Here is a 24984-nt window from a genome sequence, read left to right as displayed (position 1 = left end):
CTCACATCCTCACTCAGGCGATTACGCCCAGTTGTTTACCAATCCGCGTGAACGCTTCTACCGCACGCGTAATTTGCTCAGGGGTATGCGCCGCAGACATCTGGGTTCGAATACGCGCCTGACCTTTCGGTACGACCGGATAGAAGAAACCGGTGACGTAAATGCCCTCTTTTTGCAGCTCGCGGGCAAATTTTTGCGCCACTACCGCATCGCCAAGCATGACCGGAATAATGGCGTGATCGGCTCCCGCCAGGGTAAAGCCCGCCGCCGACATTTGCTCACGGAACTGACGCGCGTTAGCCCACAGGCGGTCACGCAGTTCGCTGCCCGCTTCGACCATCTCCAGCACTTTAATGGAAGCGGCGACAATGGCTGGTGCCAGTGAGTTGGAGAACAGGTACGGACGAGAACGCTGGCGCAGCCACTCAACCACTTCTTTGCGCGCCGCAGTGTAACCGCCGGAAGCACCACCTAAGGCTTTACCCAGCGTGCCGGTGATAATATCGACACGACCCATCACATCGCAGTATTCATGGGAACCACGACCGTTTTCACCGACAAAACCAACCGCGTGGGAGTCATCCACCATCACCAGCGCATCGTAAATATCTGCCAAATCGCAAACGCCTTTCAGGTTGGCAATCACGCCGTCCATCGAGAACACGCCGTCGGTGGCGATCAGCACATGACGCGCCCCGGCTTCACGCGCCTCTTTCAGGCACGCTTCCAGCTCCTGCATATTATTGTTGGCGTAGCGATAGCGTTTGGCTTTGCACAGACGCACACCATCAATAATAGACGCGTGGTTCAGTGCGTCGGAGATAATGGCGTCTTCCGCGCCCAGCAGCGTTTCAAACAGGCCGCCGTTGGCATCAAAACAGGAAGAGTAGAGAATCGCATCTTCCATACCCAGGAATGCCGCCAGTTTCTGCTCAAGCTCTTTATGGCTATCCTGAGTGCCGCAGATAAAACGTACTGAAGCCATGCCGAAACCATGAGAATCCATTCCCGCTTTTGCCGCCGCAATCAGCTCTGGGTGGTTCGCCAACCCAAGATAGTTATTGGCACAAAAGTTGATGACGTGGCTTCCATCAGCCACAGTGATGTCTGCTTGCTGCGCAGACGTGATAATGCGCTCTTCTTTAAACAACCCTTCCGCCCGTGCGGTTTCCAGGTCGTTGGTTAACTGCTGATAAAATTCTCCACGCATTGCGATTCTCCAGACAGGGCAAATTCCAGCACATATTACCCAAACTTATAGGTCGCGACGAGATGACGCGTTAACACTTCTGTAAAATTTAGAATAAATAACGCCCATCACTCTCACTTTCGGCGAATGGCTGAAGCCAACGTCGTGTAGTGATATGATAGAAGTATTCGTGTCTGAGATTGTCTCTGACTCCATAATTCGAAGGTTACAGTTATGATCATCGTTACCGGCGGCGCGGGCTTTATCGGCAGCAACATCGTTAAGGCCCTGAATGATAAAGGCATCACCGATATTCTGGTGGTGGACAACCTGAAAGACGGCACCAAGTTTGTGAACCTGGTGGATCTGAATATCGCGGACTATATGGATAAGGAAGACTTCCTGATCCAGATTATGGCTGGCGAAGAGTTCGGCGATGTCGAAGCGATTTTCCACGAAGGCGCGTGCTCATCCACCACCGAGTGGGATGGCAAGTATATGATGGATAACAACTATCAATACTCCAAAGAGCTGCTGCACTACTGTCTGGAGCGCGAAATTCCGTTCCTGTATGCATCTTCCGCAGCAACCTATGGCGGACGCACCTCCGACTTTATTGAATCCCGTGAATACGAAAAACCACTGAACGTCTACGGTTACTCAAAATTCCTGTTTGATGAATATGTTCGTCAAATTCTGCCAGAAGCGAACTCGCAGATTGTTGGCTTCCGTTATTTCAACGTTTATGGGCCGCGTGAAGGTCATAAAGGCAGCATGGCGAGCGTCGCTTTCCATCTCAACACCCAGCTTAACAACGGTGAATCACCGAAACTGTTCGAAGGTAGCGAGAACTTTAAACGCGACTTCGTCTACGTGGGCGACGTGGCAGATGTGAATCTGTGGTTCCTGGAAAATGGCGTTTCCGGTATCTTCAACCTCGGTACTGGTCGTGCAGAATCCTTCCAGGCAGTAGCGGATGCTACGCTTGCTTATCACAAGAAAGGTCAGATCGAATACATTCCGTTCCCGGATAAACTGAAAGGCCGCTATCAGGCGTTTACTCAGGCGGATCTGACTAATCTGCGCGCGGCGGGTTACGACAAACCGTTCAAAACCGTTGCTGAAGGTGTAACGGAATATATGGCCTGGCTGAATCGCGACGCGTAACTATGAAAATTTTGGTGATAGGCCCGTCTTGGGTTGGCGACATGATGATGTCGCAAAGTCTCTATCGCACGCTCCAGGCGCGCTATCCCCAGGCAATAATCGACGTGATGGCACCGGCGTGGTGCCGTCCGTTATTGTCGCGGATGCCGGAAGTTAACGAAGCTATCCCTATGCCCCTCGGTCACGGGGCGCTGGAGATCAGCGAACGCCGCAAGCTGGGACATAGCCTGCGCGAAAAACGTTACGACCGCGCCTACGTCTTACCCAACTCCTTTAAATCCGCATTAGTGCCTTTCTTCGCGGGCATTCCACATCGCACCGGCTGGCGCGGTGAAATGCGCTACGGTTTACTCAACGATGTGCGTGTGCTTGATAAAGAAGACTGGCCGCTAATGGTGGAACGCTATGTCGCGCTGGCCTATGACAAAGGCGTAATGCGTACCGCACAAGATCTACCAAAACCGTTGTTATGGCCGCAATTGCAGGTGAGCGAAGGTGAAAAATCGTATACCTGTAACCAATTTTCCCTCTCATCAGAACGTCCGATGATTGGCTTTTGCCCGGGCGCGGAGTTTGGCCCGGCAAAACGCTGGCCGCACTACCACTACGCAGAGCTGGCAAAGCAGCTAATTGATGAAGGTTATCAGGTGGTTCTGTTTGGTTCGGCGAAAGATCATGAGGCGGGCAATGAGATACTCGCTGCACTGAATACTGAGCAGCAGGCATGGTGTCGTAATCTGGCGGGAGACACACAGCTTGATCAAGCCGTTATTCTGATTGCGGCCTGTAAAGCCATAGTCACCAACGATTCTGGTCTGATGCACGTCGCAGCAGCACTGAATCGTCCGCTGGTCGCACTGTATGGGCCAAGCAGCCCGGACTTTACGCCGCCGCTTTCTCATAAAGCGCGAGTAATTCGTCTGATTACAGGCTACCACAAAGTGCGTAAAGGCGATGCCGCAGAAGGGTATCACCAGAGTCTGATCGACATTACGCCACAGCGCGTGCTGGAAGAACTCAACGCACTGTTGTTACAAGAGGAAGCCTGACGGATGCGGGTTTTGATCGTTAAAACATCGTCGATGGGCGATGTCCTCCATACGCTGCCCGCGCTAACCGATGCACAGCAGGCAATCCCTGGAATAAAGTTTGATTGGGTGGTGGAAGAAGGCTTTGCACAGATCCCTTCCTGGCACGCCGCCGTTGAACGGGTTATTCCGGTAGCGATACGTCGCTGGCGTAAAGAGTGGTTTTCTGCCCCTATTAAAGCGGAGCGGAAAGCGTTTCGTGAAACGCTACAGGCAGAAAACTATGACGCGATTATTGATGCGCAAGGGCTGGTAAAAAGTGCCGCGCTGGTGACACGTCTGGCGCATGGTATTAAGCATGGAATGGACTGGCAAACCGCTCGCGAACCACTGGCAAGCCTGTTTTACAATCGCAAGCATCATATTGCAAAACAGCAGCACGCCGTAGAGCGCACCCGTGAGCTGTTCGCCAAAAGCCTGGGTTACAGCAAACCACAGACTCAGGGCGACTATGCCATTGCGCAGCATTTCCTGGCTAACCTGCCGACGGATGCTGGCGAATATGCCGTATTTCTTCATGCGACGACCCGTGATGATAAACACTGGCCGGAAGAACACTGGCGAGAATTAATTGGTTTACTGGCAGGTTCAGGGATTCGCATTAAACTTCCCTGGGGCGCGCCACATGAAGAAGCGCGGGCGAAAAGGCTGGCAGAAGGATTTGATTATGTCGACGTATTGCCGAAGATGAGTCTGGAAGGTGTTGCCAGCATGCTGGCCGGGGCGAAATTCGTGGTCTCGGTGGATACGGGATTAAGCCATTTAACTGCGGCTCTGGATAAACCCAATATTACTGTATATGGACCGACCGATCCGGGATTAATTGGCGGGTATGGAAAGAATCAGGTGGTTTGTAGGGCGCCGGGGAAAAGTTTAATTAATCTCAACGGTCAAGCAGTTTTGGAAAAATTATCATCATTATAAAGGTAAAACATGCCAACCTTCATTAAACTCCAATCATGGAAACCTTACGCTCTAAAATCATCTATAATTTTAGAGATTATGACTTATGTTTTATGTTTTGTCTTATTAATTATCGCCCTCGTCAATAACACTCTTAGTATAAAATTATTTAACGTTGCGGCTGTGGTAGGTTTATTGGCCCTAATTCTTAGAGGTAAGCAACTAAGTATTGACCGAAACACCCTTATTCTCCCATCATCTATATTCATCATAGGATTAGTTGATTTAGTTTGGTATTCACTATTTAAAGTTGATAATTCACCTTTTCGAGCAACTTATCATAATTATTTAAACACAGCAAAAATATTTCTATTTGGTACGATTTTTGTTTTCTTATCCTTGAATACCAGAATAAAATTGAAAAAAGATAGCATATTCTATATGCTTTATACTTTATCATTTATTATAGCAAGTTATGCAGCTTATATAAAGATGAAAACAAACTGGGAGAGAATATATTTTGAGATCGGGACTCCTACAGGTGCATCGTATTCTATAATGTTTATTGGAATACTAAGTTCAGTATCGGTATTATATACAAGAAATAAACATCCTTATTTATTCATATTAAATAGCTTGGCTATTTTCTATGCCCTTTTGTTAACACAGACAAGAGTAACGTTAATAGTTTATCCACTTATTTGTGTAATAATATTTGTTTTGTTTTATATTAAATATCCAAAAAAGATATTAACATCTGCTATAGTATTCATTGTACTTCTAACAGGCCTTATATATTCATTTTCTCAAACATTACAAAATAGATACGAAGAAGGAGTGAATGATTTAGTACATTATTCTAATAATAGTAATTCATCACTCGGTGCCAGAATAGCAATGTATGAAATGGGTATAGACATTTTCAAAGAATCTGCATTTACATTGAGATCAGCAGAAGCGCGTGCGCAAAAGATGCATTTATTTGTCTCTGAGCAAAGTCGCTTAGCTGGAGCATTAGAATTTACTAATATACATTTACACAATGAAATAATCGAAGCCGCGTCGTTAAAAGGGATCTTAGGAATAATATCTGTATTATTCTTTTATATTGCATTGTGCTTCACCGCTTATACTGAGAGAAATATAGGTCTTTTCGCATTAACTTTAGGTATTATTGGTATCGGTGTTAGTGATGTAATCATTTGGGCTAGAAGTATCCCAATTATAATAATTTCAGCACTGACGCTATTAATTATGATTAGAAAAGTAAAAGCCAACCGCATTAGATAATAGAATAAATAAAAAGTGGGAATCCCCACTTTTTATTTATCGGTGATTAACTTATTCAAGGATGAGAATAATATCTTTGAATCGATATCTTGTACCGTAAAAGTTGGAGAAATTATTTGTATCGCATTAGGATTATTTGGTCCCCAAATTAAGTGTGAGGGATAACTTTGACGACGCGCATTTGGATAAAGAGCAAGTGTAGGACGTTTATACGCTGATGCTATATGTACAAGAGCAGTATCAACAGATATAACATAATTACTAAACTTAGTAAGCGCCACTGTATAAATAAAATCTTTATATGGCAAAATTTCAATATCAGGTATAGATATTGTTTTTAGATCTTGATGTAAACCGGTAAATATAACTCTATAGTTCGGTAATTTACTTTTGATCAGTTGATATATAAAACATATCTGCTCTGATGTTAATCTACATATTTTCTTTGCCCCCAATGGATTTATAATTACGATTTTAGAGTCGCCAATAATATTTTTTATTTTATTTTCAACATCTACAGGTAAATGCAAGTCGTAGTCGGTGGAAAATTCACCCTCACCATAAATATGCTTCAGTATTTCTATTGCTCGTGTACTCATGTGTTCTTTTAAACATTCATCGTGGGGATGATAAAATGAATAGTAACGCTTATACCATTGATCGAAACCCAGAATGTAAGAATCTTTAAAACTTGATAATATTAAACTATGCTTAAATGAAGGCATAGTCTCAAAGGGGTCTAATACAATATCGAACTGTAAATTCCGCAGATGCTTACATAGACTAAGCATTTTAAAGGAACCCATTGATTCTTTAATACAGAACTCAAATATATTTTTATTATTAGAGAGAAACTCCCCACCCTTTCTATTTGTAAGAATGGTTATTTTAACCCCTTTACTGTAAAGTTCACGATAAATCGAACTTAATACAATTAAATCACCGAGTTTATTATTATCATGAATGATAAGGCATGATTTAACTTGCGCTGGTTCTGTAACTTGATGATTGATTTTCTTACGAAATAAAAAAGCAAGAAAATTAATCTTGATTTTGTTTATATAAAACCTTTTCTTTTTATGAAAAGTACCTAAACGCATTTTTATACCATATTATTTTAGTTTCAGGATGATTAATTAGCATAAGAATCAGTTGAAGCTTTATATTGTATTTTTTTTCTTGTCCTATCCTTTGATTCTTCTGTACTGATATCTTGAAGTTTAATAAATGGAATTACATCGTAAGAAATAGCCGTATCATCAGACAAATTATAAATATTAATATCTTTTACATTATCATGCATAAAACGGAAAAATGGCAAGATTTTAAATAAATCCCTACTCAATTCCGAGGGCATAGGATTCTTATTTTCATCATAGAAACGCGAACAGCTACCCGTCAAATCCAGACCTGAACAAATAATCCGCGCATACTTTAGTGAATATGCTATCTGGATTGCAGCAAAGGCAATAGTATGGCATGAACAATAACCAAGACTAATGTCCTTGCAAAATCCAACCAGACGACCTTTTTTAGACAACGGTACAGAGATCAGCAGTTCTTTGTGAATTTGGCTCAAAATATTAAATTTAATCTTCTTTATAAAACCACCTTTTTCCCGGCGATAAAAAGACCGTAATATAAGACAGTTCTGGAGGATATAAAGTTTATCTTCTTCGGAGGCGTGTTCATAAACGTCAACGTTTACGATAGTATAACGGCTTCTTTGGCTAAAATTGTAAAAATCATCACGACGTTGATGTAAAAAGCGAACATCTGTAAGTACATAAATAAAGGGAATAATATTATGACTTAACAGATATTGTGCTGAACCATTGACAGCAATAATATCCTTTGCCCGTAATACCGACAAAGGTGTCTTTTGCGATGTGGGGCCAGATAGAAAAATAATAACATCATTAGATGTTTTATTTTCAATCAGGTTTTCAACATCTTTTTTGTCAATGTATCGAATATTCTTCATGATAAACCTGTGAAATAAATAACTCCGTATAAAAATGCCTAACGAAGACGCGTAATTGTGGGATATTTCTGCTTTAGCGTGCTGGTTTTCCTTTCAAACGCCGCATAATATTGCGCATTTTTTTACGATAAACTAAAAGATAATAACCAAGATCCTTAATCTCATTTTTAATACCGTAATGACGCTCTAAATCAAGACGGTCTTTCGCTTTCCGCTGCGCTGAAGCACGTTTCCCGGAGAGATCAATAATTCGAACTTCACCATTTTTTATAATGAAGTTACCACGATGAGGATCACCAGAAACCATGCCATGTTGATGCAAGGCATTAATTGATTGCTGAATTTTATTTTTTAGCACATCATCAATATCGGGCATATCACACAACTCTATGCCATCAATATACTCGATAAGCATGATATATGTATGGACAAATCGTAAGGTTTTTCGCTCTGCTAATAAATAAAAATCGTTGAGAGTATGTAAGCCTTCATTTCGCACTTTTTGGGTTTGTTCAAAAAGGCGTTCGTAATAATCACCTTTTAATAGAGATTTAAAAAACCGCTCGTTGCGTTTAATTTTTGGAGAAAATACCTTAAGCACAAACTTACCGTAATCGGTGTCAATAAGCATGACTTTTGTATCATCAATAGAACGAAACACTTTGATGATCTTAATATTATAAGATAAAAAGTCATTTAATACATTGAGGTACTTTGAATTGTTGTCATCAGTAAAAACAACAAAATCTTTAATCTTATTTTTCTGAATCATGATAAGCCAATTAAAGGTTATTTACTGTAATATTTTCGGTAAAGATAACGGACCCCTGCTATAACACCGGTTACGTAATGATGCTGGACTAACAAATGCTTATATCTTTTCTTAAATTCGATAACTGATTTTGCATCTCTGGGAGAATCATTTTTCCATGGCGAATTATCTAACGCTATTTTAAAATATTTTACCGATGGATAAATTGCCCATTTATGCCACGGTTTAGTTGCTCCTGTATAATGGATGAGAAGCGTGTTTTCTGTAATCAACTTTTTATAGTTTCGATGTGTTTTATCTTTTAATTCGCTTTTAATGGTATAAATAGTATTGAATTCACGAGGCAAAAATATTGTCATCCCTTTCAATAGAACATTCATAACATCTTGATCAGGATATTTATAAACATTATCTTTACTCATAAGAATAGATAATGCTTTCTCTGTTAGTTTTGCATTAGCCCATTTCTTTAAGTCTAAATAAACTACTCCTGAATTAAAGTAGTGTCCCCGTAGTTCAGGATCAGACAACCTGGATACCGCTTTTTCCTGCATTGGCTCAACATCTTTAACAACAGCAGCCACCGCTCCGTTTAAATCCAGATGCAGTAGTTGGCTAATATCACCCTTACAAACAACATCCGCATCAAGATAAAGTAAACGATCAAGCGTCAGGCCCAATAATTGAAACGCAAACAAACGAAAGTACATTGCTCTTGACCAGACCTGTGTACAAGGTAAGCACTGAAGCTTATCAGTATTAATTCTATAAAGCGTGATTCTTAATTGGTACTGCCTTGCAAGTTTTTCGACCTTTTGAAAAAAATCATCATTATAAACATCAGCAACAATATAAAAATCAAGATTAATATGTCGATTATTTAGGACAATTGATGTGATAGAAACACCTACACCATCAAGATAATTAGCATCGACACCATAGGCAACATTTAAACATTCAGAAGTATTTTTATTAGTTAGCCTAAAATCCCAGGCTTTAACTTTATCTATCTCTATGGCAGGAAATGAGTCCACAAGGCTACCCTTATATCATTACTTTATAGATTCCCAGTTTAATGCTTTATCTTTTTAATAAAATACAAAAGATAATTGCTAAATCCTTTTAGATATCTATGCTTTTTCAGCATATGTTTTGCGCTATACCTTAATTGATTGCTATTGTTTGGTTTCAGCAACGCCGTATTCTTCCATGGCGAAGCATTTTTTGCCTCCATAAAGGCTTGTGATACAGGATAATCCCAGGCCCAATCATGCCAGGGCTTGGTCGGACCAATATAATGGATAAAAATAGTATCGCTGGTTACTGGATTTTTAAAACTTTCTTTGAGCTGATAATTTAAGCTAAACTGTGTATTGTATTTTATATCAGCAAAAATAAGTTTATCTGCCAGTAGCATATTTAATACATCCTGATCAGGATGTGTTATTTTTTTTACTATTTCCGGATCATTTAACATTGCAATGGCTCGTGCAGAAACCTGCTCAACTGCCCATTGGTTAGTATTGATCAATAAAAAACCAGAGTTAAAATAACCTTTAGCAATCCCCACAACACTTAACGAATGTGCACGTTTTTCCCACCAGTCATTTTTTCCTTCGGTAACAACCATTGCGACTGTATGATCAGGAAACGTGAAATTAATAAGTGGTTCTATAGTTCCCTGACAAACGATATCTGCATCCAGATATAGAACTTTAGGTGTTTTATTGATAAAGTAATCTGCAATAACAAAACGAAAATAAATTGCATGAGTCCAGTTCTTGGTACTTGGCAATGAACGGAGCCGATCGCCATTAATTAAATATACCTTAATCCTGGTTTTATATTGCTGAGCCAGAGCATCAAAATATTTTCGTTCATCTTCACAAAAATGATCAGTGAAAATATGGAAACATAAGCGATTTCCTTCATTATATTTTAATATTGAAGCAATCGAAATTCCGCAACCAAAAAGAAAATTTTTGTCAGTTCCATAAGCAATATCCAGACAAAGATTTTCTGTTTCCACTTTATAATTGTAATCAATAACTGAATTGAGAAATTCAGTCTCCTGGAAAAAAACCTGCTGCATCATTTCCTCCGGGAAATAACAGAAATAATTATCTTTTGTAATCTATCGTAATATTTCTGCTGGTAAAACTTATCAATCGATGCCGGAATTTTTTCATGTGCGATGTGAATTTCGCCGGCTATGTATTTATTGAGAAGAGCGACAAAACCGGTTATATCCCCCGGTTGATACAAATGACCATTAATATCAGGCTGGATGATGTCAGCAGGCCCGGAGATACAATCTGCACTGATACAAGGAATCCCCCACGATAAGGCTTCAAGTAGAGTCATAGGGAAACCTTCAAAAGATGACGTGAGTAATAACGCACTCACTTTTTTAATATCTTGCTGAACTAATTCCCAGGGATGTTGTTGCCAACCATACCAGACAATTCGATCATCAATATTTAATTCCCTACCATAAGCCTGGCATTTTTCGAAATCGGAACCATCTCCCAATACATGAAGTTTCCAGTCACCTTGCACTTGTGATAAGCCATCAAGCAGATCTTTTACGCGCTTTTGACCTTCGAATTTCATGCGCCCAACATAAATAAATGTTGCCGTTTCACCTTCCTCGGGTACGGGAATGACGGAATCTTTCACTTCGACAGGGTTAAAAATAACGTTTATCGTCGATTCTGGTACACCCCGGTTAATCATTTGTTGTTTAATACCGGAGCTGATTGCTAAATGATAGTCGGCACAGGTGATATATTCAGCATGTTTTTTATGATCTAAAGAAAAATGCGGCCATGAAAATACAGGTACATCAACTCCAGATTTTTTACGAGCTTTTGCCGCATACAAACATGAGATGACATCAATACAAATAACAACATCTGGCTGATAATCCTGAAGCCATTTGCTTAAAGCATGAATATGCTTCGCCCGACGTAAAAAACCTAAGCGAATGTTGGAAAATGAACACGAGTACTTAATACCTTCCAGCCATCCCTTATCCATTTTGTCGTTACGGCAAAAGAAAAACATTTCACTTTGGATATTTTGTTGTCTGAAGGTGGTAATAACATTTCGAATGACTGTTTCCATACCGCCAAATCCTGAAACAGCTTCGCCGATAAACGCTATTTTCATAGAAATTCTCATTAATTGAGTAAAACTCACTGTTTTAATGTTTTATTTGTCTATAAAATCAGAAACAATTATTGACATCATTTTATCAGGACTGAATTTATATAAACTATCATAATCCATTGGTTTAACAGATGAGTTAATAAAATACTCTAACGTATCCCAATCATCATGACCTATTATAAAGAAGCGAGACTCACTATAGATTTCTGAACCAAGTATATTTATATTATTAGTAATTAATTTTTTATTGAAAAATAATGCTTCGAGTATCCGAAGAGTCCAGCCAGATTGGTTTTCTTTAGTTATATCAACAATTATATTAGAACTTAATGTTCTTCTAATATTTTCTTCATAGGGTATTTGTTTTTCAATCAAATACTTTGAAGTCGGAGAGGATGTCTTATCTTTCACAACATTAAAATCAAGCTTACATCCTAGCTTTATTAATCTATCGGCTAATTCATTAATTATTTGAAGGCGCCCTTTATCACGGCCAAGGAAAAAACATATTGGCTGGTTGTTATTTTTGTCAGATAAACTATATCTTGTAATTTCCTCCATCCCTATAGGAAAAAATTGTTCTATTGCTTTGGTCTTTTCATTTCCTATAAATCTATGCTCAAAATCATAGATAATATCGAAATAATTAGAATTATCAAGAATAAAATCTTCGCTAACAGTATTTCTTAGCAGCAAAACCTTATGGCAATTAATATTTTTTAATATTTGTTTGTTAATGCCTTTATCAATCACGCTGTCATTAAAAATAATTATATCATCCTTTTTTACAGCATTAAGGTTATGTTTGATAAATAATCGCCCCAACCATGCATTATCCATCCCTAACTTCGAAATTTTCTTATTAAGCCAGTTGTATTTTTTTGGAGTTGTTATGTTTTTTATCTTATACTTTCTTTTCAAGTACTGGATCATTTTTAATTCATAATCTGCAACCCAGTTTATAAAATAAATAGTCATAATGAAGTTAGTTCCAGTACATACTGATAAATATTTTTATAAACCTTTGCGTTGAGTTCGCTCTTTAATGCGCTCGGCCTTAACACTTGCCATGTTCAATAAATTACATTCAAGAGATAATATTTTGCGTAAAGGCATCCCAAAATAAACCTTCATAAATCGCCATATATCTCTTTGCGTCAGGCCAATATTCATCGATGAAAAATATAGACCAATCAAATCTTTATCCCTCCAACGACGTGGTACTTTTGCCCGTATCTGCGCACGATGCAGGTCTATTACCGAAATTTTTAATTCTTCTTCCCGGCCAGTGAACGGTAAATGAAGCAAAAAGTGGCAGATATAACAATCACGGTGATTTATTCCTGCTGCGTGCATTTTACGCACCATGGTTGCCACTCGTGTAATCAGCATACGCTTAACACGTATATCAGGAGGATTAATTGCCCAATCTGCACAATAATCTTCAAGGCTAATCGTAGGAGTGAGATCTTCGGTAATAATAAATGATGTGCGGGTTAATGGATTTAACCCTTTTTCACCAAACCCTATGCCGTGCATCGTATCAACACCGACATCATGCAGTCGATGAATAGCGTGCCACTCTCTGTCTGCGCCTAAAACTGGCATACGCAATGAGAGCAGGTTTTTTATAATTTCTTTTAAGGTCGTACCTTTGTGCCATTTAAGGAAATAGCTTTTCCCAGCCAGTTCAAAACGTAATGTTCGACGTGTCTCGAGTTCGCGAAAGACTTCGCCATTCAGTTTTTTAACTTCTGTAAAAGCATCTTTACCACGCCAAAGTGTGGCAAGCGGCTCTTTTAATTCAACCATCTAAACCACCTGTAATAATATCTGCGGCTTTCTCTGGCAGGCTGTACAAATCCTGAGTATCGGCATAATGGCGAGCATTCTCCGCCCAGGCCATTCGTAGCGAATACTGTGTTAACGCTTTGCGTAAGATCGCATTTAATTCTTCCTGACGGAATGGTTCCGCGATAACTGCTCCACAATTAGCATCTGCAATATAATGCGCGTATCCACATACTGCGGTTGTCAAAACAGGTAATCCAGCGGTGATCGCTTCAAGGAGAACAATACCTGCAGCTTCCTGGTAAGCGGGATGTAGTAAGAGATCTGCCGCTGCCATTAATTCAGACACGTCATTCCTCCCGGAAAAGAAATGCACGTTGCTACGTACCCCAAGTTTTTCTGCCAGCACTTCAAATTTGCGTGGTTTATCCTGACCAACGACAAACAAAAGCGTATTGTGGCGTAATGATTCCGGTAACGATGCCAAAGCCTTAATTGAGCGATCCACACCTTTACGACCGAAATCTGACCCAACCTGTAGCAATAAGTTTTGTTGTTCGGTTATGCCATTTTTCTGACGATATATTTCACGACTGTTTGGGATTTGCTCGCTGTATTTCCTGTCCGGATAGATGCCCGGCGGAAGAATTTGAAAACGTTCTGGTTCAGTCTGGTAATGCTTCTGGAAATCAGCGATTTGCTTATCGGTCAGCATCATGAGTTTCGTCGATTTACCATGTTCGAAAGTCGCTCGCTCAAATGCAGCATAATGGCGATAACGTGATGTTAAACGATATAAAAATCCCTTTTCTTGCGCCACTTTCTCGGCATAACAGACATCGGCGGCAAAATAGACATCCAGCCCAGGCATCTTATTAAACCCAACGACACGATCAGCAGGATGCGCTTTGAGATGATTTTGTACCCAGGCATAATATTCTGCATTACGTCCATGGTTAGTATGGGATTTAACCGGTACGCGAATAAGCTCAAATGCTTCCGGGCAATCGCCTTCCCACGACTGTGTATATACCCGAACATGGTGGCCCCGTGCGGCAACTGTTGACGCAATACGCATAAAGTCACGCTGTAGACCACCAAATGGAAAATATTTATATAAACAAAACGCCACGATCATAATTATGCATTCCTGTTAGCTGAAGGAGCATCTTCTGGCAACAGCTTTTCCGTAGCGGCAATGACATCTTCCGCTGGAATAACAGAAAGATATTTTTTGTTGCGGTCAAGTTCGTGCCGGGTAGGCATTTGTTGATAATTACCCGCCCAGAATTGAATAATATTATCGGTCCATGGACGCCAGAATACATGATCAGTGGCTCCAAACAGGCTAATAACTGGCGTCTTCACCGCCGCCGCAATATGCCCTGGCGCAGAATCCACACCAATAAAGAGTACGGCATGATCAATTAACGCACCCAGTTCAGGAAACCGTGTTTTACCTGCAAGGCCAGTGATAGGTTTTGTTTGGCAGCCTTGCGCTATTTCATCTACACAGGCGAGATCATCTGCCGAAGGCCCACAGGTCAGCACAACCTGATAACCGCGCCGTTGCAAAGCATCGATAACCATAGAAAACTTATCGTTATCCCAGCACTTAAATATCTGACGAGCTGTCGGTTGGATGACGACATAATGATCTTTCACGCCCAGAGCATCTAATTCCTGCCGCATTTTCTTCCAGCAATCCTCGGCGTAACTCATTGTTGTGTCGGTGTAGAAATCGGTAATACCTAATGGCTCAAGGACCGATAAATTACGCTCAACAATATGTGTACCGTGTATTGGCGCTAAGTGTGTAAAGCTTTTTTTCCAAATACTATGCTGCCGATGACCATAAAGTTGCGATATTTTCATACGTGCAGGTAAACAACGTACCAGCAGTGCTACCATCCATTGATCCGTAAGATTAATGACCAGGTCATAATTATTCGCACGCAGAGTTTTTATCAACGAAAGCACATTTTTAATTTTATCGAATGTTCCCGCACCTTTATTGCTTATACCGTAGAGTGCATTAATTTCTGGGTTTTCAGATAAAATCGGAATTGTATCCTGGTAAAGCAGCATATCGATTTTTGCAGCGGGATAATTCTGCTTGAGTGTACTGATTACAGGAGTAGTTAATAACATATCTCCGTGATATCGCATCTTTATGACCAGGATATTTCGAAATGGCTTTTCCACTAGCGACTCTTTTGTATGATTGTCTGGTTAAGTTAAGCAGAAAAAAAGCACGCTACCGCCCCAGGCTCAACAGCTACCTGAATACTGATAACGCACTTACTTTGGCGTGCTAGTGTATCATTTCTTTCGCAGCAATCCGACCCGAATGTTTTTTATACACAAAATAGTTTTTAATCATAAAAATCATACAGATAAAAAACAATATACAGATAATTCTGGTACGAACGATGCCTATATAGAGTTGCAAATTGGGTCGGGTTTCAATGAATCGCATAAAAATACAAAAAAACTGAAGATGTCGCGGCAGATCAGACCAAACAGAAGCTATTTAAGTCAAAAACGGGAAAAGTAATGGTAAAGCCCCAGCTAAATACATAGAATCCCCAGCACATCCATAAGTCAGCTATTTATTATGCTCGAATTGCTTTACACCGCCCTTCTCTACCTTATTCAGCCGTTGATCTGGATACGGCTCTGGGTGCGCGGACGTAAGGCTCCGGCCTATCGAAAACGCTGGGGTGAACGTTACGGTTTTTACCGCCATCCACTGAAACCAGGCGGCATTATGCTGCACTCCGTCTCCGTCGGTGAAACCCTGGCGGCGATCCCGTTGGTGCGCGCGCTGCGTCATCGCTACCCTGATTTGCCGATTACTGTTACAACCATGACGCCAACCGGTTCGGAGCGCGTACAATCGGCGTTTGGGAAGGATGTTCAACACGTTTATCTGCCTTACGATCTGCCCGATGCGCTTAACCGCTTCCTTAATAAAGTCGACCCTAAACTGGTGTTGATTATGGAAACCGAGCTATGGCCTAACCTGATTGCGGCGCTACATAAACGTAAAATTCCGCTGGTTATCGCCAACGCGCGACTTTCTGCGCGCTCTGCGGCAGGTTACGCAAAACTAGGCAAATTCGTTCGTCGCTTACTGCGTCGTATTACGCTGATTGCCGCCCAAAATGAAGAAGATGGCGCGCGTTTTGTGGCGCTGGGCGCAAAAAACAATCAGGTTACCGTTACCGGTAGCCTGAAATTCGATATCTCTGTAACGCCACAACTGGCTGCTAAAGCAGTAACGCTGCGCCGCCAGTGGGCACCGCATCGCCCGGTATGGATTGCCACCAGTACTCATGATGGTGAAGAGAGCGTGGTGATTGCCGCGCATCAGGCGCTGTTAAAGCAGTTCCCGAATTTATTGCTCATTCTTGTTCCACGCCATCCGGAACGCTTCCCGGATGCGATTAACCTGGTCCGCCAGGCTGGACTAAGCTATATCACACGCTCTTCCGGAGAAATCCCTTCCGCCAGTACACAAGTGGTAGTTGGCGATACGATGGGCGAGTTGATGTTGCTATATGGCATTGCCGATCTCGCTTTTGTTGGCGGTTCATTGGTCGAACGCGGTGGGCATAATCCGCTGGAAGCCGCTGCACACGCCATTCCGGTACTGATGGGGCCGCATACCTTTAACTTTAAAGACATTTGCGCACGGCTGGAGCAGGCAAGCGGGCTGATTACCGTCACTGATGCCGCGTCGCTGGAAAAAGAGATTTCCTCTTTACTCACCGACGCTGATTACCGTAGTTTTTATGGCCGTCATGCCGTTGAAGTGCTGTATCAAAACCAGGGCGCGCTGCAGCGTCTGCTTCAACTGCTGGAACCTTACCTGCCACCGAAAACGCATTGAGGTTGTTATGCAAAAACGGGCGATTTATCCGGGTACTTTCGATCCCATTACTAATGGTCATATCGATATCATGACGCGCGCCACGCAGATGTTCGATCACGTTATTCTGGCGATTGCCGCCAGCCCCAGTAAAAAACCGATGTTTACCCTGGAAGAGCGCGTGGCGCTGGCACAGCAGGCAACCGCGCATTTGGGAAACGTTGAAGTGGTCGGGTTTAGTGATTTGATGGCCAACTTCGCGCGTAATCAACACGCTACGGTGCTAATTCGTGGCCTGCGCGCAGTTGCAGATTTTGAATATGAAATGCAGCTGGCACATATGAATCGCCACTTAATGCCAGAACTGGAAAGTGTATTTCTGATGCCTTCAAAAGAGTGGTCGTTTATCTCTTCATCGCTGGTTAAAGAGGTGGCGCGCCATCAGGGCGATGTCACCCATTTCCTGCCGGAGAATGTCCATCAGGCATTGATGGCAAAATTAGCGTAACTTTTATGCCGGATGGTATACCATCCGGCTCGCATGAATTACTTCTGGCACTGCCGGCAATAAAACGTCGCCCGCTGCGCATGTTTAGTCGCCACAATCGGCGTACCACACACCCGACACGCCTCGCCTTTACGCCCGTAAACCTGCAATTCCTGAGCGAAATAACCCGGTTTACCGTCACTTTGTAGAAAATCTTTCAGAGTTGTACCGCCCTGCTCAATCGAACGCAGCAACACCGCTTTAATCACCCGAGCTAACAATTCGCACTCCGCCAACGACAGTGATGACGCCAGCCGATCCGGATGGATCCCCGCCGCAAACAGTGATTCGCTGGCATAGATATTCCCCACGCCCACCACCAGCTTGTTATCCATCAGCCAGGGCTTAATCGCCGTTTTTTTCTTCGCACACTTCTGATGCAAGTATTCGCCATTGAAATCGTCGCTAAGCGGCTCAGGTCCAAGATGAGCCAGCACATTATGCCCCTCCAGCTCTTTGGTCCACAACCAGGCACCAAAGCGGCGCGGATCGGTATAGCGCAGCACTTTGCCGTTGCTCATCACCAAATCAACATGGTCATGCTTTTCAGGGGGAAGTTCTTCTGGAAGGATACGCAGGCTGCCAGACATACCCAGATGAATGATAATCCAGCCCTCTGGCAACTCCAGCAGAAGATATTTAGCCCGGCGCTGCACGCTAAGCACTGGTTGGTCGCTTAAACGGTAGATTTCTTCCGAAACCGGCCAGCGCAAGCGTCCGTTGCGCACCACCGCATGAAGAATAGTCGCACCAACGAGATGCGGTTCGATGCCGCGTCGGCTGGTTTCAACTTCTGGTAATTCAGGCATAGCATCTCCGGGAATGAACAGATGCAGTCAATATGGGGGCAAACAGATAACAAAAAACCCCGCCGGAGCGAGGTTTTTCGTTACATTAAAGCAAGAATTATTTAATTTTCGCTTCTTTGTAGATCACGTGCTGGCGAACAACTGGATCGAATTTCTTCAGTTCCAGTTTTTCCGGCTTAGTACGTTTGTTCTTCGTAGTGGTATAGAAGTGACCAGTACCAGCAGAAGAAACCAGCTTGATTTTCTCACGAATACCTTTAGCCATGATTTATTTCCTCTAAGTACTTAGTACTTTTCGCCACGGGCACGCAGTTCAGCCAGAACTGTATCGATGCCTTTTTTATCGATTACACGCATACCTTTAGCAGATACGCGCAGGGTGACAAAACGCTTCTCGCTCTCAACCCAGAAACGGTGAGAGTGCAGGTTCGGCAGGAAACGGCGTTTAGTCGCGTTCAGTGCGTGGGAACGGTTGTTACCGGTCACCGGACGCTTGCCAGTAACTTGGCAGACTCGGGACATGTCTATTCTCCAAAAATCAAATTAGCTCGAGCTTCGTATGGGGTATTGGCGCCTCGTCAGGCTTTACAGCCCGGTCATCGCAGTTCTATGTGAACTCTCGATTGCCAGGCCCAAATGCCAAACCCGAGATTCTCAAAGGTGGCGTAGTATACGCTGACTCGGCGATGTGCTCAAGTCCCGAACAGACAAAGATCCCGAAGGATCGCGCATAGCGGGTTAAATCCAGCCGCGTTCGGCAAAAGAAACATATTCTCCACGCCCAATCACGATATGGTCGAGCACGCGTAATTCCATGAACTGACAACTTTTTATTATCCGTTCGGTGATGAGTTTATCCGCTTTACTGGGTTCAGCACAACCCGAAGGGTGATTATGGGCAAGGATCAGTGCCGACGCGTTTATTTTTATCGCTTCGCGAACAATCTCACGCGGATGGACTTCTACATGGTTTAGTGTGCCGGAGAACAATCTGCTGTGGGTAAGTACCCTGTGTTGTGAGTCGAGAAAGATCACCATAAAGATCTCACGCTCCTCGCCCGTAAGCTGGTTTTGTAAAAATTCCCTCGTCATCTCTGGGCTGAGTAACGGGCTTTCTTCGCGCATCCTCACGTTGTAGTAACGTCGCGCCAGTTCGGCAATTCCCTTTAACTGGGCGAATTTCGCCACACCAATTCCATGAACGCCACTAAATTGTTCGTATTCGGAGGATAACAATCCGTAAAGAGAACCGAAATTCTCCAGCATCTCTTTCGCCAGGGTTAACACATCTTTACCGCGCGTTCCTGTACGCAGAAATAGCGCCAGCAGTTCAACATCCGTTAACGAGCCAATGCCCAACTTCAGCATTTTTTCGCGTGGCATCAACAATTCTGCATTGCTTTTCACCTTCACCTCCTTTGTGGAGAGCGCATCCTGTCATGGTCGACCGGTTAAATCGACGGTCAGTTTTCAGTACTGGAAAGCGCCTCGCAAAGTGATTCTCAGGTGAAAGCACGACAACAAAAGTATTGTGATAAAATCGCCAACTTCTGGTGTCACCCAACAGGAAAAATCATCATGAGTCTGGCCGGTAAAAAAATCGTTCTCGGCGTCAGCGGCGGTATTGCTGCCTATAAAACCCCTGAACTGGTGCGTCGTTTGCGCGATCGCGGGGCCGACGTCCGTGTGGTAATGACCGAAGCGGCAAAAGCCTTTATCACTCCACTTAGTTTGCAGGCGGTTTCTGGGTATCCCGTTTCCGACAGTCTGTTGGATCCGGCAGCCGAAGCGGCAATGGGCCACATTGAGTTGGGGAAATGGGCTGATTTAGTGATTCTCGCCCCTGCCACGGCAGATTTGATTGCCCGTGTTGCTGCCGGTATGGCGAATGATTTGGTATCGACGATTTGCCTTGCGACTCCTGCACCTGTTGCCGTGCTGCCAGCGATGAACCAGCAGATGTATCGTGCTGCTGCCACCCAGCATAATTTAGAGGTGCTTGCCTCGCGCGGTTTGCTGATCTGGGAGCCAGATAGCGGCAGCCAGGCCTGTGGTGATGTCGGCCCAGGGCGAATGCTCGATCCGTTAACCATTGTTGATATGGCGGTCGCCCATTTTTCACCCATCAACGACCTGAAACATCTGAACATTATGATTACCGCAGGTCCGACGCGTGAACCGCTCGATCCGGTGCGTTACATCTCCAATCACAGCTCCGGCAAGATGGGGTTCGCCATTGCCGCAGCCGCTGCACGTCGTGGAGCAAACGTCACGCTGATTTCTGGCCCAGTTTCGCTACCGACTCCACCGTTTGTTAAACGTGTTGATGTGGTAACCGCACTGGAGATGGAAGCCGCAGTAAAGGCATCCGTGCAACAGCAAAATATATTTATCGGTTGTGCTGCCGTCGCGGATTACCGCGCAGCCACCGTTGCCAGCGAAAAAATCAAAAAGCAGGCTACGCCGGGTGATGAATTAACAATAAAAATGGTTAAAAACCCCGATATTGTCGCCGGTGTTGCCGCATTAAAAGACCATAGGCCTTATGTTGTTGGATTTGCCGCCGAAACAAATAATGTGGAAGAATACGCCCGGCAAAAACGTATCCGCAAAAACCTTGATCTGATCTGCGCTAACGATGTTTCCAGAAAAAATCAGGGATTTAATAGCGACAAAAACGCATTACACCTTTTCTGGCAGGATGGCGATAAAATCTTACCGCTTGAGCGAAAAGAGCTCCTTGGCCAATTATTACTCGACGAGATTGTGACCCGTTATGATGAAGAAAATCGACGTTAAGATTCTGGACCCGCGCGTTGGGAAGGAATTTCCACTCCCGACTTATGCCACTTCTGGTTCTGCCGGACTTGACCTGCGCGCCTGTCTCGACGACGCCGTAGAACTGGCACCGGGCGACACTACACTAGTGCCGACCGGACTGGCGATTCATATTGCCGACCCTTCACTGGCGGCGATGATGCTGCCGCGCTCCGGGCTGGGCCATAAGCACGGTATCGTGCTCGGTAACCTGGTGGGATTGATCGATTCCGACTATCAGGGTCAGCTGATGATCTCCGTGTGGAACCGTGGTCAGGACAGTTTCACCATTCAACCTGGCGAACGTATCGCGCAGATGATTTTTGTTCCGGTGGTACAGGCCGATTTTAATCTGGTGGAAGATTTTGACGCCACCGACCGGGGTGAAGGCGGTTTTGGTCACTCTGGTCGTCAGTAACGCATACGCATCCAAATAACGTCATAACATCGCCGCAAACATTTCGTTTGTGGTCATAGCGTGGGTGCCGCCTGGCAAGTGCTTATTTTCAGGGGTATTTTGTAACATGGCAGAAAAACAAACTGCGAAAAGGAACCGTCGCGAAGAAATACTTCAGTCTCTGGCGTTGATGTTAGAATCCAGCGATGGAAGCCAGCGTATCACGACGGCGAAACTGGCCGCCTCTGTCGGCGTTTCCGAAGCGGCTCTGTATCGCCACTTCCCCAGTAAAACCCGCATGTTCGATAGCCTGATTGAGTTTATCGAAGATAGCCTGATTACTCGTATTAACCTGATTCTGAAAGATGAAAAGGACACTACCGCGCGCCTGCGCCTGATTGTGTTGCTGCTTCTCGGTTTCGGCGAACGTAATCCAGGCCTGACCCGCATCCTCACTGGCCATGCGCTAATGTTCGAACAGGATCGTCTGCAAGGACGCATCAACCAACTGTTCGAGCGTATTGAAGCGCAGCTGCGTCAGGTATTGCGTGAAAAGAGAATGCGTGAGGGTGAAGGTTACACCACCGATGAAACGTTGCTGGCAAGCCAACTTCTGGCGTTCTGCGAAGGTATGCTGTCTCGTTTTGTCCGCAGCGAGTTTAAATACCGCCCGACGGATGACTTTGACGCCCGCTGGCCGCTGATTGCTGCGCAGTTGCAGTAATATGACGCCGGATGACTTACCATCCGGCGTTTCTTATCAAACCCCGTACTCTTCGCGATAAGCCTTAACCGCCGCCAGATGTTCCGCCATTTCCGGCTTCTCTTCGAGGTAAGCAATAAGATCTTTCAGAGTGATGATAGAAATCACTTTGCAGTTGTAATCACGCTCAACTTCCTGAATCGCGGAAATCTCACCGCGACCACGTTCCTGACGATCGAGTGAAATCAACACGCCAGCAAGCGTCGCGCCATTGGCCTGAATAATTTCCATCGACTCACGAATAGCCGTCCCGGCGGTGATCACATCATCTACCAGCATTACGCGTCCTTGTAACGCGCTACCGACCAGATTGCCGCCCTCGCCGTGGTCTTTTGCTTCTTTGCGGTTAAAGCAGTATGGCAGGTCAAGGTCATGATGCTCCGCCAGCGCCACAGCGGTAGTGGTGGCAATCGGAATCCCTTTGTAAGCAGGGCCAAACAGCAGATCGAACTCAATGCCAGAATCCACCAACGCTTCAGCGTAAAAACGGCCTAACAGTGCCAGGTCGCGCCCGGTATTAAACAGCCCGGCGTTGAAGAAATAGGGGCTTTTGCGCCCGGATTTCAGCGTAAACTCGCCAAACTTTAATACCTGCTTGCTAAGCGCAAATTCAATAAACTGGCGCTGATATGGTTTCATGCCTTCGCTCCTCATCTTACTTTTCTACAGACAAAAAAAAGGCGACTCATCAGTCGCCTTAAAAATCAGTTTGCCAGCGCCGCCTTCTGCGTCGCTACAATGGATTCGATTCCCCCTCGGGCCAGCGCCAACAAAGTGAGGAGTTCTTCGTGAGTGAACGGCTCGCCTTCCGCCGTGCCCTGAACCTCAATGATGCGCCCATCTTCGGTCATCACCACGTTCATATCCGTTTCTGCGGCAGAGTCTTCGACGTATTCCAGATCGCAAATCGCTTCGCCGTTAACGATACCCACCGAAACCGCTGCCACCATGCCTTTCATCGGGTTGGTTTTCAGTTTGCCATTCTCAACCAGCTTATTCAGTGCATCTGCCAGCGCCACGCAGGCACCAGTGATTGAAGCAGTGCGCGTGCCGCCATCGGCCTGAAGTACGTCGCAATCCAGCGTAATGGTGAACTCACCCAACGCTTTCAAATCAACCGCCGCACGCAATGCACGGGCAATCAGACGCTGGATTTCCATCGTGCGTCCGCCCTGCTTACCTTTCGCCGCTTCACGGGCGTTACGAGTGTGGGTAGAGCGCGGCAGCATACCGTATTCTGCGGTGATCCAGCCTTGCCCCTGTCCTTTCAGGAAGCGCGGCACACCTTCTTCAATAGAGGCGGTACATAACACTTTGGTATCGCCAAATTCGACCAGCACCGAGCCTTCTGCATGTTTTGTATAGTTACGAGTCAGGGTAACGGGACGCACCTGATTATTGCTACGGCCTGCTGGACGCATATTGAAATCTCCGGCTTGAAACAAATGTGGCTGCGCATTATACGGACTTCCGGCGGTTATTCCTATCCTGACAAGGCATCGATGGCTATAATCCTTCCACCTCTCCTTTTATAAACAGGAACGTCTATGATCCGCAGCATGACCGCCTACGCCCGGCGTGAAATCAAGGGTGAATGGGGGAGCGCAACCTGGGAAATGCGCTCGGTAAACCAGCGTTATCTGGAAACTTACTTTCGTCTGCCGGAGCAGTTCCGTAGCCTGGAACCTGTCGTTCGCGAGCGTATTCGTTCTCGCCTGACGCGCGGTAAAGTGGAATGTACCCTGCGCTATGAGCCAGATGTCAGCGCACAAGGTGAACTGATTCTCAACGAAAAACTGGCTAAACAGCTGGTAACTGCTGCGAATTGGGTAAAGATGCAGAGCGACGAAGGGGAAATCAACCCCGTTGATATCCTGCGCTGGCCGGGCGTAATGGCAGCCCAGGAACAGGATCTCGACGCTATTGCCGCTGAAATTCTTGCTGCTCTTGATGGTACGCTGGACGACTTTATCGTCGCGCGCGAAACCGAAGGTCAGGCGCTGAAAGCGTTGATCGAGCAGCGTCTGGAAGGCGTCACCGCCGAAGTGGCTAAAGTGCGCGCCCATATGCCGGAAATCCTGCAATGGCAGCGTGAACGTCTGGTCGCGAAGCTGGAAGATGCTCAGGTTCAGCTGGAGAACAATCGTCTGGAGCAAGAGCTGGTGCTGCTGGCGCAACGAATTGATGTTGCTGAAGAGCTGGATCGCCTCGAAGCGCATGTCAAAGAGACCTACAACATTCTCAAGAAAAAAGAAGCCGTTGGTCGTCGTCTGGACTTTATGATGCAGGAGTTCAACCGCGAGTCGAACACCCTGGCCTCGAAGTCTATCAATGCCGAAGTGACGAACTCCGCGATTGAGTTGAAAGTGTTGATTGAGCAGATGCGCGAACAGATTCAGAATATCGAGTAAGCGGCATCGCA

Annotated in this window: 27 protein-coding genes and 1 pseudogene; 10 read left to right on the top strand and 18 right to left on the bottom strand. The window is 44.5% G+C overall.

Annotated features, from left to right (window positions below; all coding sequences use genetic code 11):
• Positions 1-13 precede the first annotated feature (13 nt).
• Positions 14-1210: a glycine C-acetyltransferase gene (kbl, locus tag BEG40_RS05745; RefSeq protein WP_016159957.1), complete on the bottom strand. Its 1197-nt coding sequence runs from the start codon at positions 1208-1210 to the stop codon at positions 14-16.
• Between the two features lie 213 nt (positions 1211-1423).
• Between kbl and rfaD the strand changes: the two genes are divergently transcribed.
• The 4 genes and pseudogenes from rfaD to BEG40_RS05725 form a co-directional block, all read left to right on the top strand.
• Positions 1424-2356 carry an ADP-glyceromanno-heptose 6-epimerase gene (rfaD, locus tag BEG40_RS05740; RefSeq protein WP_000587764.1) on the top strand — a complete coding sequence of 311 codons (933 nt, stop codon included), beginning with the start codon at positions 1424-1426 and terminating at the stop codon, positions 2354-2356.
• Between the two features lie 2 nt (positions 2357-2358).
• Complete coding sequence (gene rfaF / locus BEG40_RS05735) at positions 2359-3405, top strand: ADP-heptose--LPS heptosyltransferase RfaF (protein WP_105285036.1); 1047 nt, start codon at positions 2359-2361, stop codon at positions 3403-3405.
• A gap of 3 nt (positions 3406-3408) precedes the next feature.
• Positions 3409-4368 (top strand): lipopolysaccharide heptosyltransferase RfaC, encoded by a 960-nt coding sequence (gene rfaC / locus BEG40_RS05730; protein WP_105285035.1) that lies wholly within the window; start codon positions 3409-3411, stop codon positions 4366-4368.
• Between the two features lie 9 nt (positions 4369-4377).
• Positions 4378-5430: pseudogene (locus BEG40_RS05725) on the top strand (O-antigen ligase family protein); the annotation flags it as partial.
• Positions 5431-5474: 44 nt separating this feature from the next.
• Here the strand turns inward: BEG40_RS05725 and BEG40_RS22320 are convergent.
• The 11 genes from BEG40_RS22320 to rfaQ form a co-directional block, all read right to left on the bottom strand.
• Entirely contained in the window at positions 5475-5549 is a 75-nt protein-coding gene (locus BEG40_RS22320; RefSeq protein WP_434480534.1) for a hypothetical protein, read from the bottom strand.
• Between the two features lie 120 nt (positions 5550-5669).
• Positions 5670-6737 carry a glycosyltransferase family 9 protein gene (locus tag BEG40_RS05720; protein ID WP_016231511.1) on the bottom strand — a complete coding sequence of 356 codons (1068 nt, stop codon included), beginning with the start codon at positions 6735-6737 and terminating at the stop codon, positions 5670-5672.
• A 32-nt stretch (positions 6738-6769) separates the two neighbouring features.
• A complete protein-coding gene (waaZ, locus tag BEG40_RS05715; protein ID WP_016231512.1) occupies positions 6770-7621 on the bottom strand; it encodes a 3-deoxy-D-manno-oct-2-ulosonate III transferase WaaZ in 852 nt (283 codons plus the stop codon).
• A gap of 73 nt (positions 7622-7694) precedes the next feature.
• Positions 7695-8393: a lipopolysaccharide core heptose(II) kinase RfaY gene (rfaY, locus tag BEG40_RS05710; RefSeq protein ID WP_000615156.1), complete on the bottom strand. Its 699-nt coding sequence runs from the start codon at positions 8391-8393 to the stop codon at positions 7695-7697.
• A gap of 17 nt (positions 8394-8410) precedes the next feature.
• Complete coding sequence (gene rfaJ, locus BEG40_RS05705) at positions 8411-9427, bottom strand: lipopolysaccharide 1,2-glucosyltransferase RfaJ (protein WP_105285034.1); 1017 nt, start codon at positions 9425-9427, stop codon at positions 8411-8413.
• A 38-nt stretch (positions 9428-9465) separates the two neighbouring features.
• Positions 9466-10485: a lipopolysaccharide 3-alpha-galactosyltransferase gene (gene waaO, locus BEG40_RS05700; RefSeq protein WP_001188022.1), complete on the bottom strand. Its 1020-nt coding sequence runs from the start codon at positions 10483-10485 to the stop codon at positions 9466-9468.
• Positions 10485-11564 carry a lipopolysaccharide 1,6-galactosyltransferase gene (gene waaB, locus BEG40_RS05695; protein ID WP_105285033.1) on the bottom strand — a complete coding sequence of 360 codons (1080 nt, stop codon included), beginning with the start codon at positions 11562-11564 and terminating at the stop codon, positions 10485-10487. Before waaB ends, waaO begins: the two co-directional genes overlap by 1 nt.
• Before the next feature lie 42 nt (positions 11565-11606).
• A complete protein-coding gene (gene waaS, locus BEG40_RS05690) occupies positions 11607-12542 on the bottom strand; it encodes an LPS core biosynthesis protein WaaS (RefSeq protein WP_016231513.1) in 936 nt (311 codons plus the stop codon).
• A gap of 36 nt (positions 12543-12578) precedes the next feature.
• Complete coding sequence (rfaP, locus tag BEG40_RS05685; RefSeq protein ID WP_105285032.1) at positions 12579-13376, bottom strand: lipopolysaccharide core heptose(I) kinase RfaP; 798 nt, start codon at positions 13374-13376, stop codon at positions 12579-12581.
• The gene (rfaG, locus tag BEG40_RS05680) at positions 13369-14493 is read right to left on the bottom strand and encodes a lipopolysaccharide glucosyltransferase I (protein ID WP_000634279.1); all 1125 of its coding nucleotides are present in this window, start codon (positions 14491-14493) and stop codon (positions 13369-13371) included. Before rfaG ends, rfaP begins: the two co-directional genes overlap by 8 nt.
• A gap of 2 nt (positions 14494-14495) precedes the next feature.
• A complete protein-coding gene (gene rfaQ / locus BEG40_RS05675) occupies positions 14496-15560 on the bottom strand; it encodes a lipopolysaccharide core heptosyltransferase RfaQ (RefSeq protein WP_010351059.1) in 1065 nt (354 codons plus the stop codon).
• Between the two features lie 412 nt (positions 15561-15972).
• Between rfaQ and waaA the strand changes: the two genes are divergently transcribed.
• Both waaA and coaD read left to right on the top strand, forming a co-directional pair.
• Entirely contained in the window at positions 15973-17250 is a 1278-nt protein-coding gene (waaA, locus tag BEG40_RS05670) for a lipid IV(A) 3-deoxy-D-manno-octulosonic acid transferase (RefSeq protein ID WP_000891555.1), read from the top strand.
• 7 nt (positions 17251-17257) lie between these two features.
• Positions 17258-17737: a pantetheine-phosphate adenylyltransferase gene (coaD, locus tag BEG40_RS05665; protein ID WP_001171853.1), complete on the top strand. Its 480-nt coding sequence runs from the start codon at positions 17258-17260 to the stop codon at positions 17735-17737.
• A 38-nt stretch (positions 17738-17775) separates the two neighbouring features.
• Here the strand turns inward: coaD and mutM are convergent, their stop codons facing one another.
• The 4 genes from mutM to radC all read right to left on the bottom strand — a co-directional run bounded on the left by mutM (position 17776) and on the right by radC (position 19992).
• Entirely contained in the window at positions 17776-18585 is an 810-nt protein-coding gene (gene mutM / locus BEG40_RS05660) for a bifunctional DNA-formamidopyrimidine glycosylase/DNA-(apurinic or apyrimidinic site) lyase (RefSeq protein ID WP_016159945.1), read from the bottom strand.
• Between the two features lie 97 nt (positions 18586-18682).
• Positions 18683-18850, bottom strand: a complete 168-nt coding sequence (rpmG, locus tag BEG40_RS05655; RefSeq protein WP_001051798.1) for a 50S ribosomal protein L33 — start codon at positions 18848-18850, stop codon at positions 18683-18685.
• A gap of 20 nt (positions 18851-18870) precedes the next feature.
• The gene (rpmB, locus tag BEG40_RS05650; RefSeq protein WP_000091955.1) at positions 18871-19107 is read right to left on the bottom strand and encodes a 50S ribosomal protein L28; all 237 of its coding nucleotides are present in this window, start codon (positions 19105-19107) and stop codon (positions 18871-18873) included.
• Between the two features lie 216 nt (positions 19108-19323).
• On the bottom strand, positions 19324-19992 hold the full coding sequence (radC, locus tag BEG40_RS05645; protein ID WP_105285031.1) for a RadC family protein: 669 nt from the start codon (positions 19990-19992) through the stop codon (positions 19324-19326).
• Between the two features lie 171 nt (positions 19993-20163).
• Between radC and coaBC the strand changes: the two genes are divergently transcribed.
• The 3 genes from coaBC to slmA all read left to right on the top strand — a co-directional run bounded on the left by coaBC (position 20164) and on the right by slmA (position 22523).
• Positions 20164-21384: a bifunctional phosphopantothenoylcysteine decarboxylase/phosphopantothenate--cysteine ligase CoaBC gene (gene coaBC / locus BEG40_RS05640; RefSeq protein ID WP_105285030.1), complete on the top strand. Its 1221-nt coding sequence runs from the start codon at positions 20164-20166 to the stop codon at positions 21382-21384.
• Positions 21362-21820 (top strand): dUTP diphosphatase, encoded by a 459-nt coding sequence (gene dut / locus BEG40_RS05635; RefSeq protein WP_000976068.1) that lies wholly within the window; start codon positions 21362-21364, stop codon positions 21818-21820. Before coaBC ends, dut begins: the two co-directional genes overlap by 23 nt.
• A gap of 106 nt (positions 21821-21926) precedes the next feature.
• Positions 21927-22523, top strand: a complete 597-nt coding sequence (gene slmA, locus BEG40_RS05630; protein WP_000818603.1) for a nucleoid occlusion factor SlmA — start codon at positions 21927-21929, stop codon at positions 22521-22523.
• A gap of 36 nt (positions 22524-22559) precedes the next feature.
• On the opposite strand, the gene pyrE is transcribed toward slmA, so the two are convergent.
• Positions 22560-23201, bottom strand: a complete 642-nt coding sequence (pyrE, locus tag BEG40_RS05625) for an orotate phosphoribosyltransferase (RefSeq protein ID WP_000806178.1) — start codon at positions 23199-23201, stop codon at positions 22560-22562.
• A 65-nt stretch (positions 23202-23266) separates the two neighbouring features.
• Entirely contained in the window at positions 23267-23983 is a 717-nt protein-coding gene (gene rph, locus BEG40_RS05620; RefSeq protein WP_001247086.1) for a ribonuclease PH, read from the bottom strand.
• Between the two features lie 126 nt (positions 23984-24109).
• Between rph and BEG40_RS05610 the strand changes: the two genes are divergently transcribed.
• A complete protein-coding gene (locus BEG40_RS05610; RefSeq protein WP_000621334.1) occupies positions 24110-24973 on the top strand; it encodes a YicC/YloC family endoribonuclease in 864 nt (287 codons plus the stop codon).
• Positions 24974-24984 lie beyond the last annotated feature (11 nt).

Source organism: Escherichia sp. MOD1-EC5495, assembly GCF_002965965.1.
Taxonomy (GTDB): domain Bacteria; phylum Pseudomonadota; class Gammaproteobacteria; order Enterobacterales; family Enterobacteriaceae; genus Escherichia; species Escherichia ruysiae.
The sequence above is the reverse complement of the archived record's forward strand: the minus strand, read 5'-3'. Positions and strand labels throughout refer to the sequence as shown.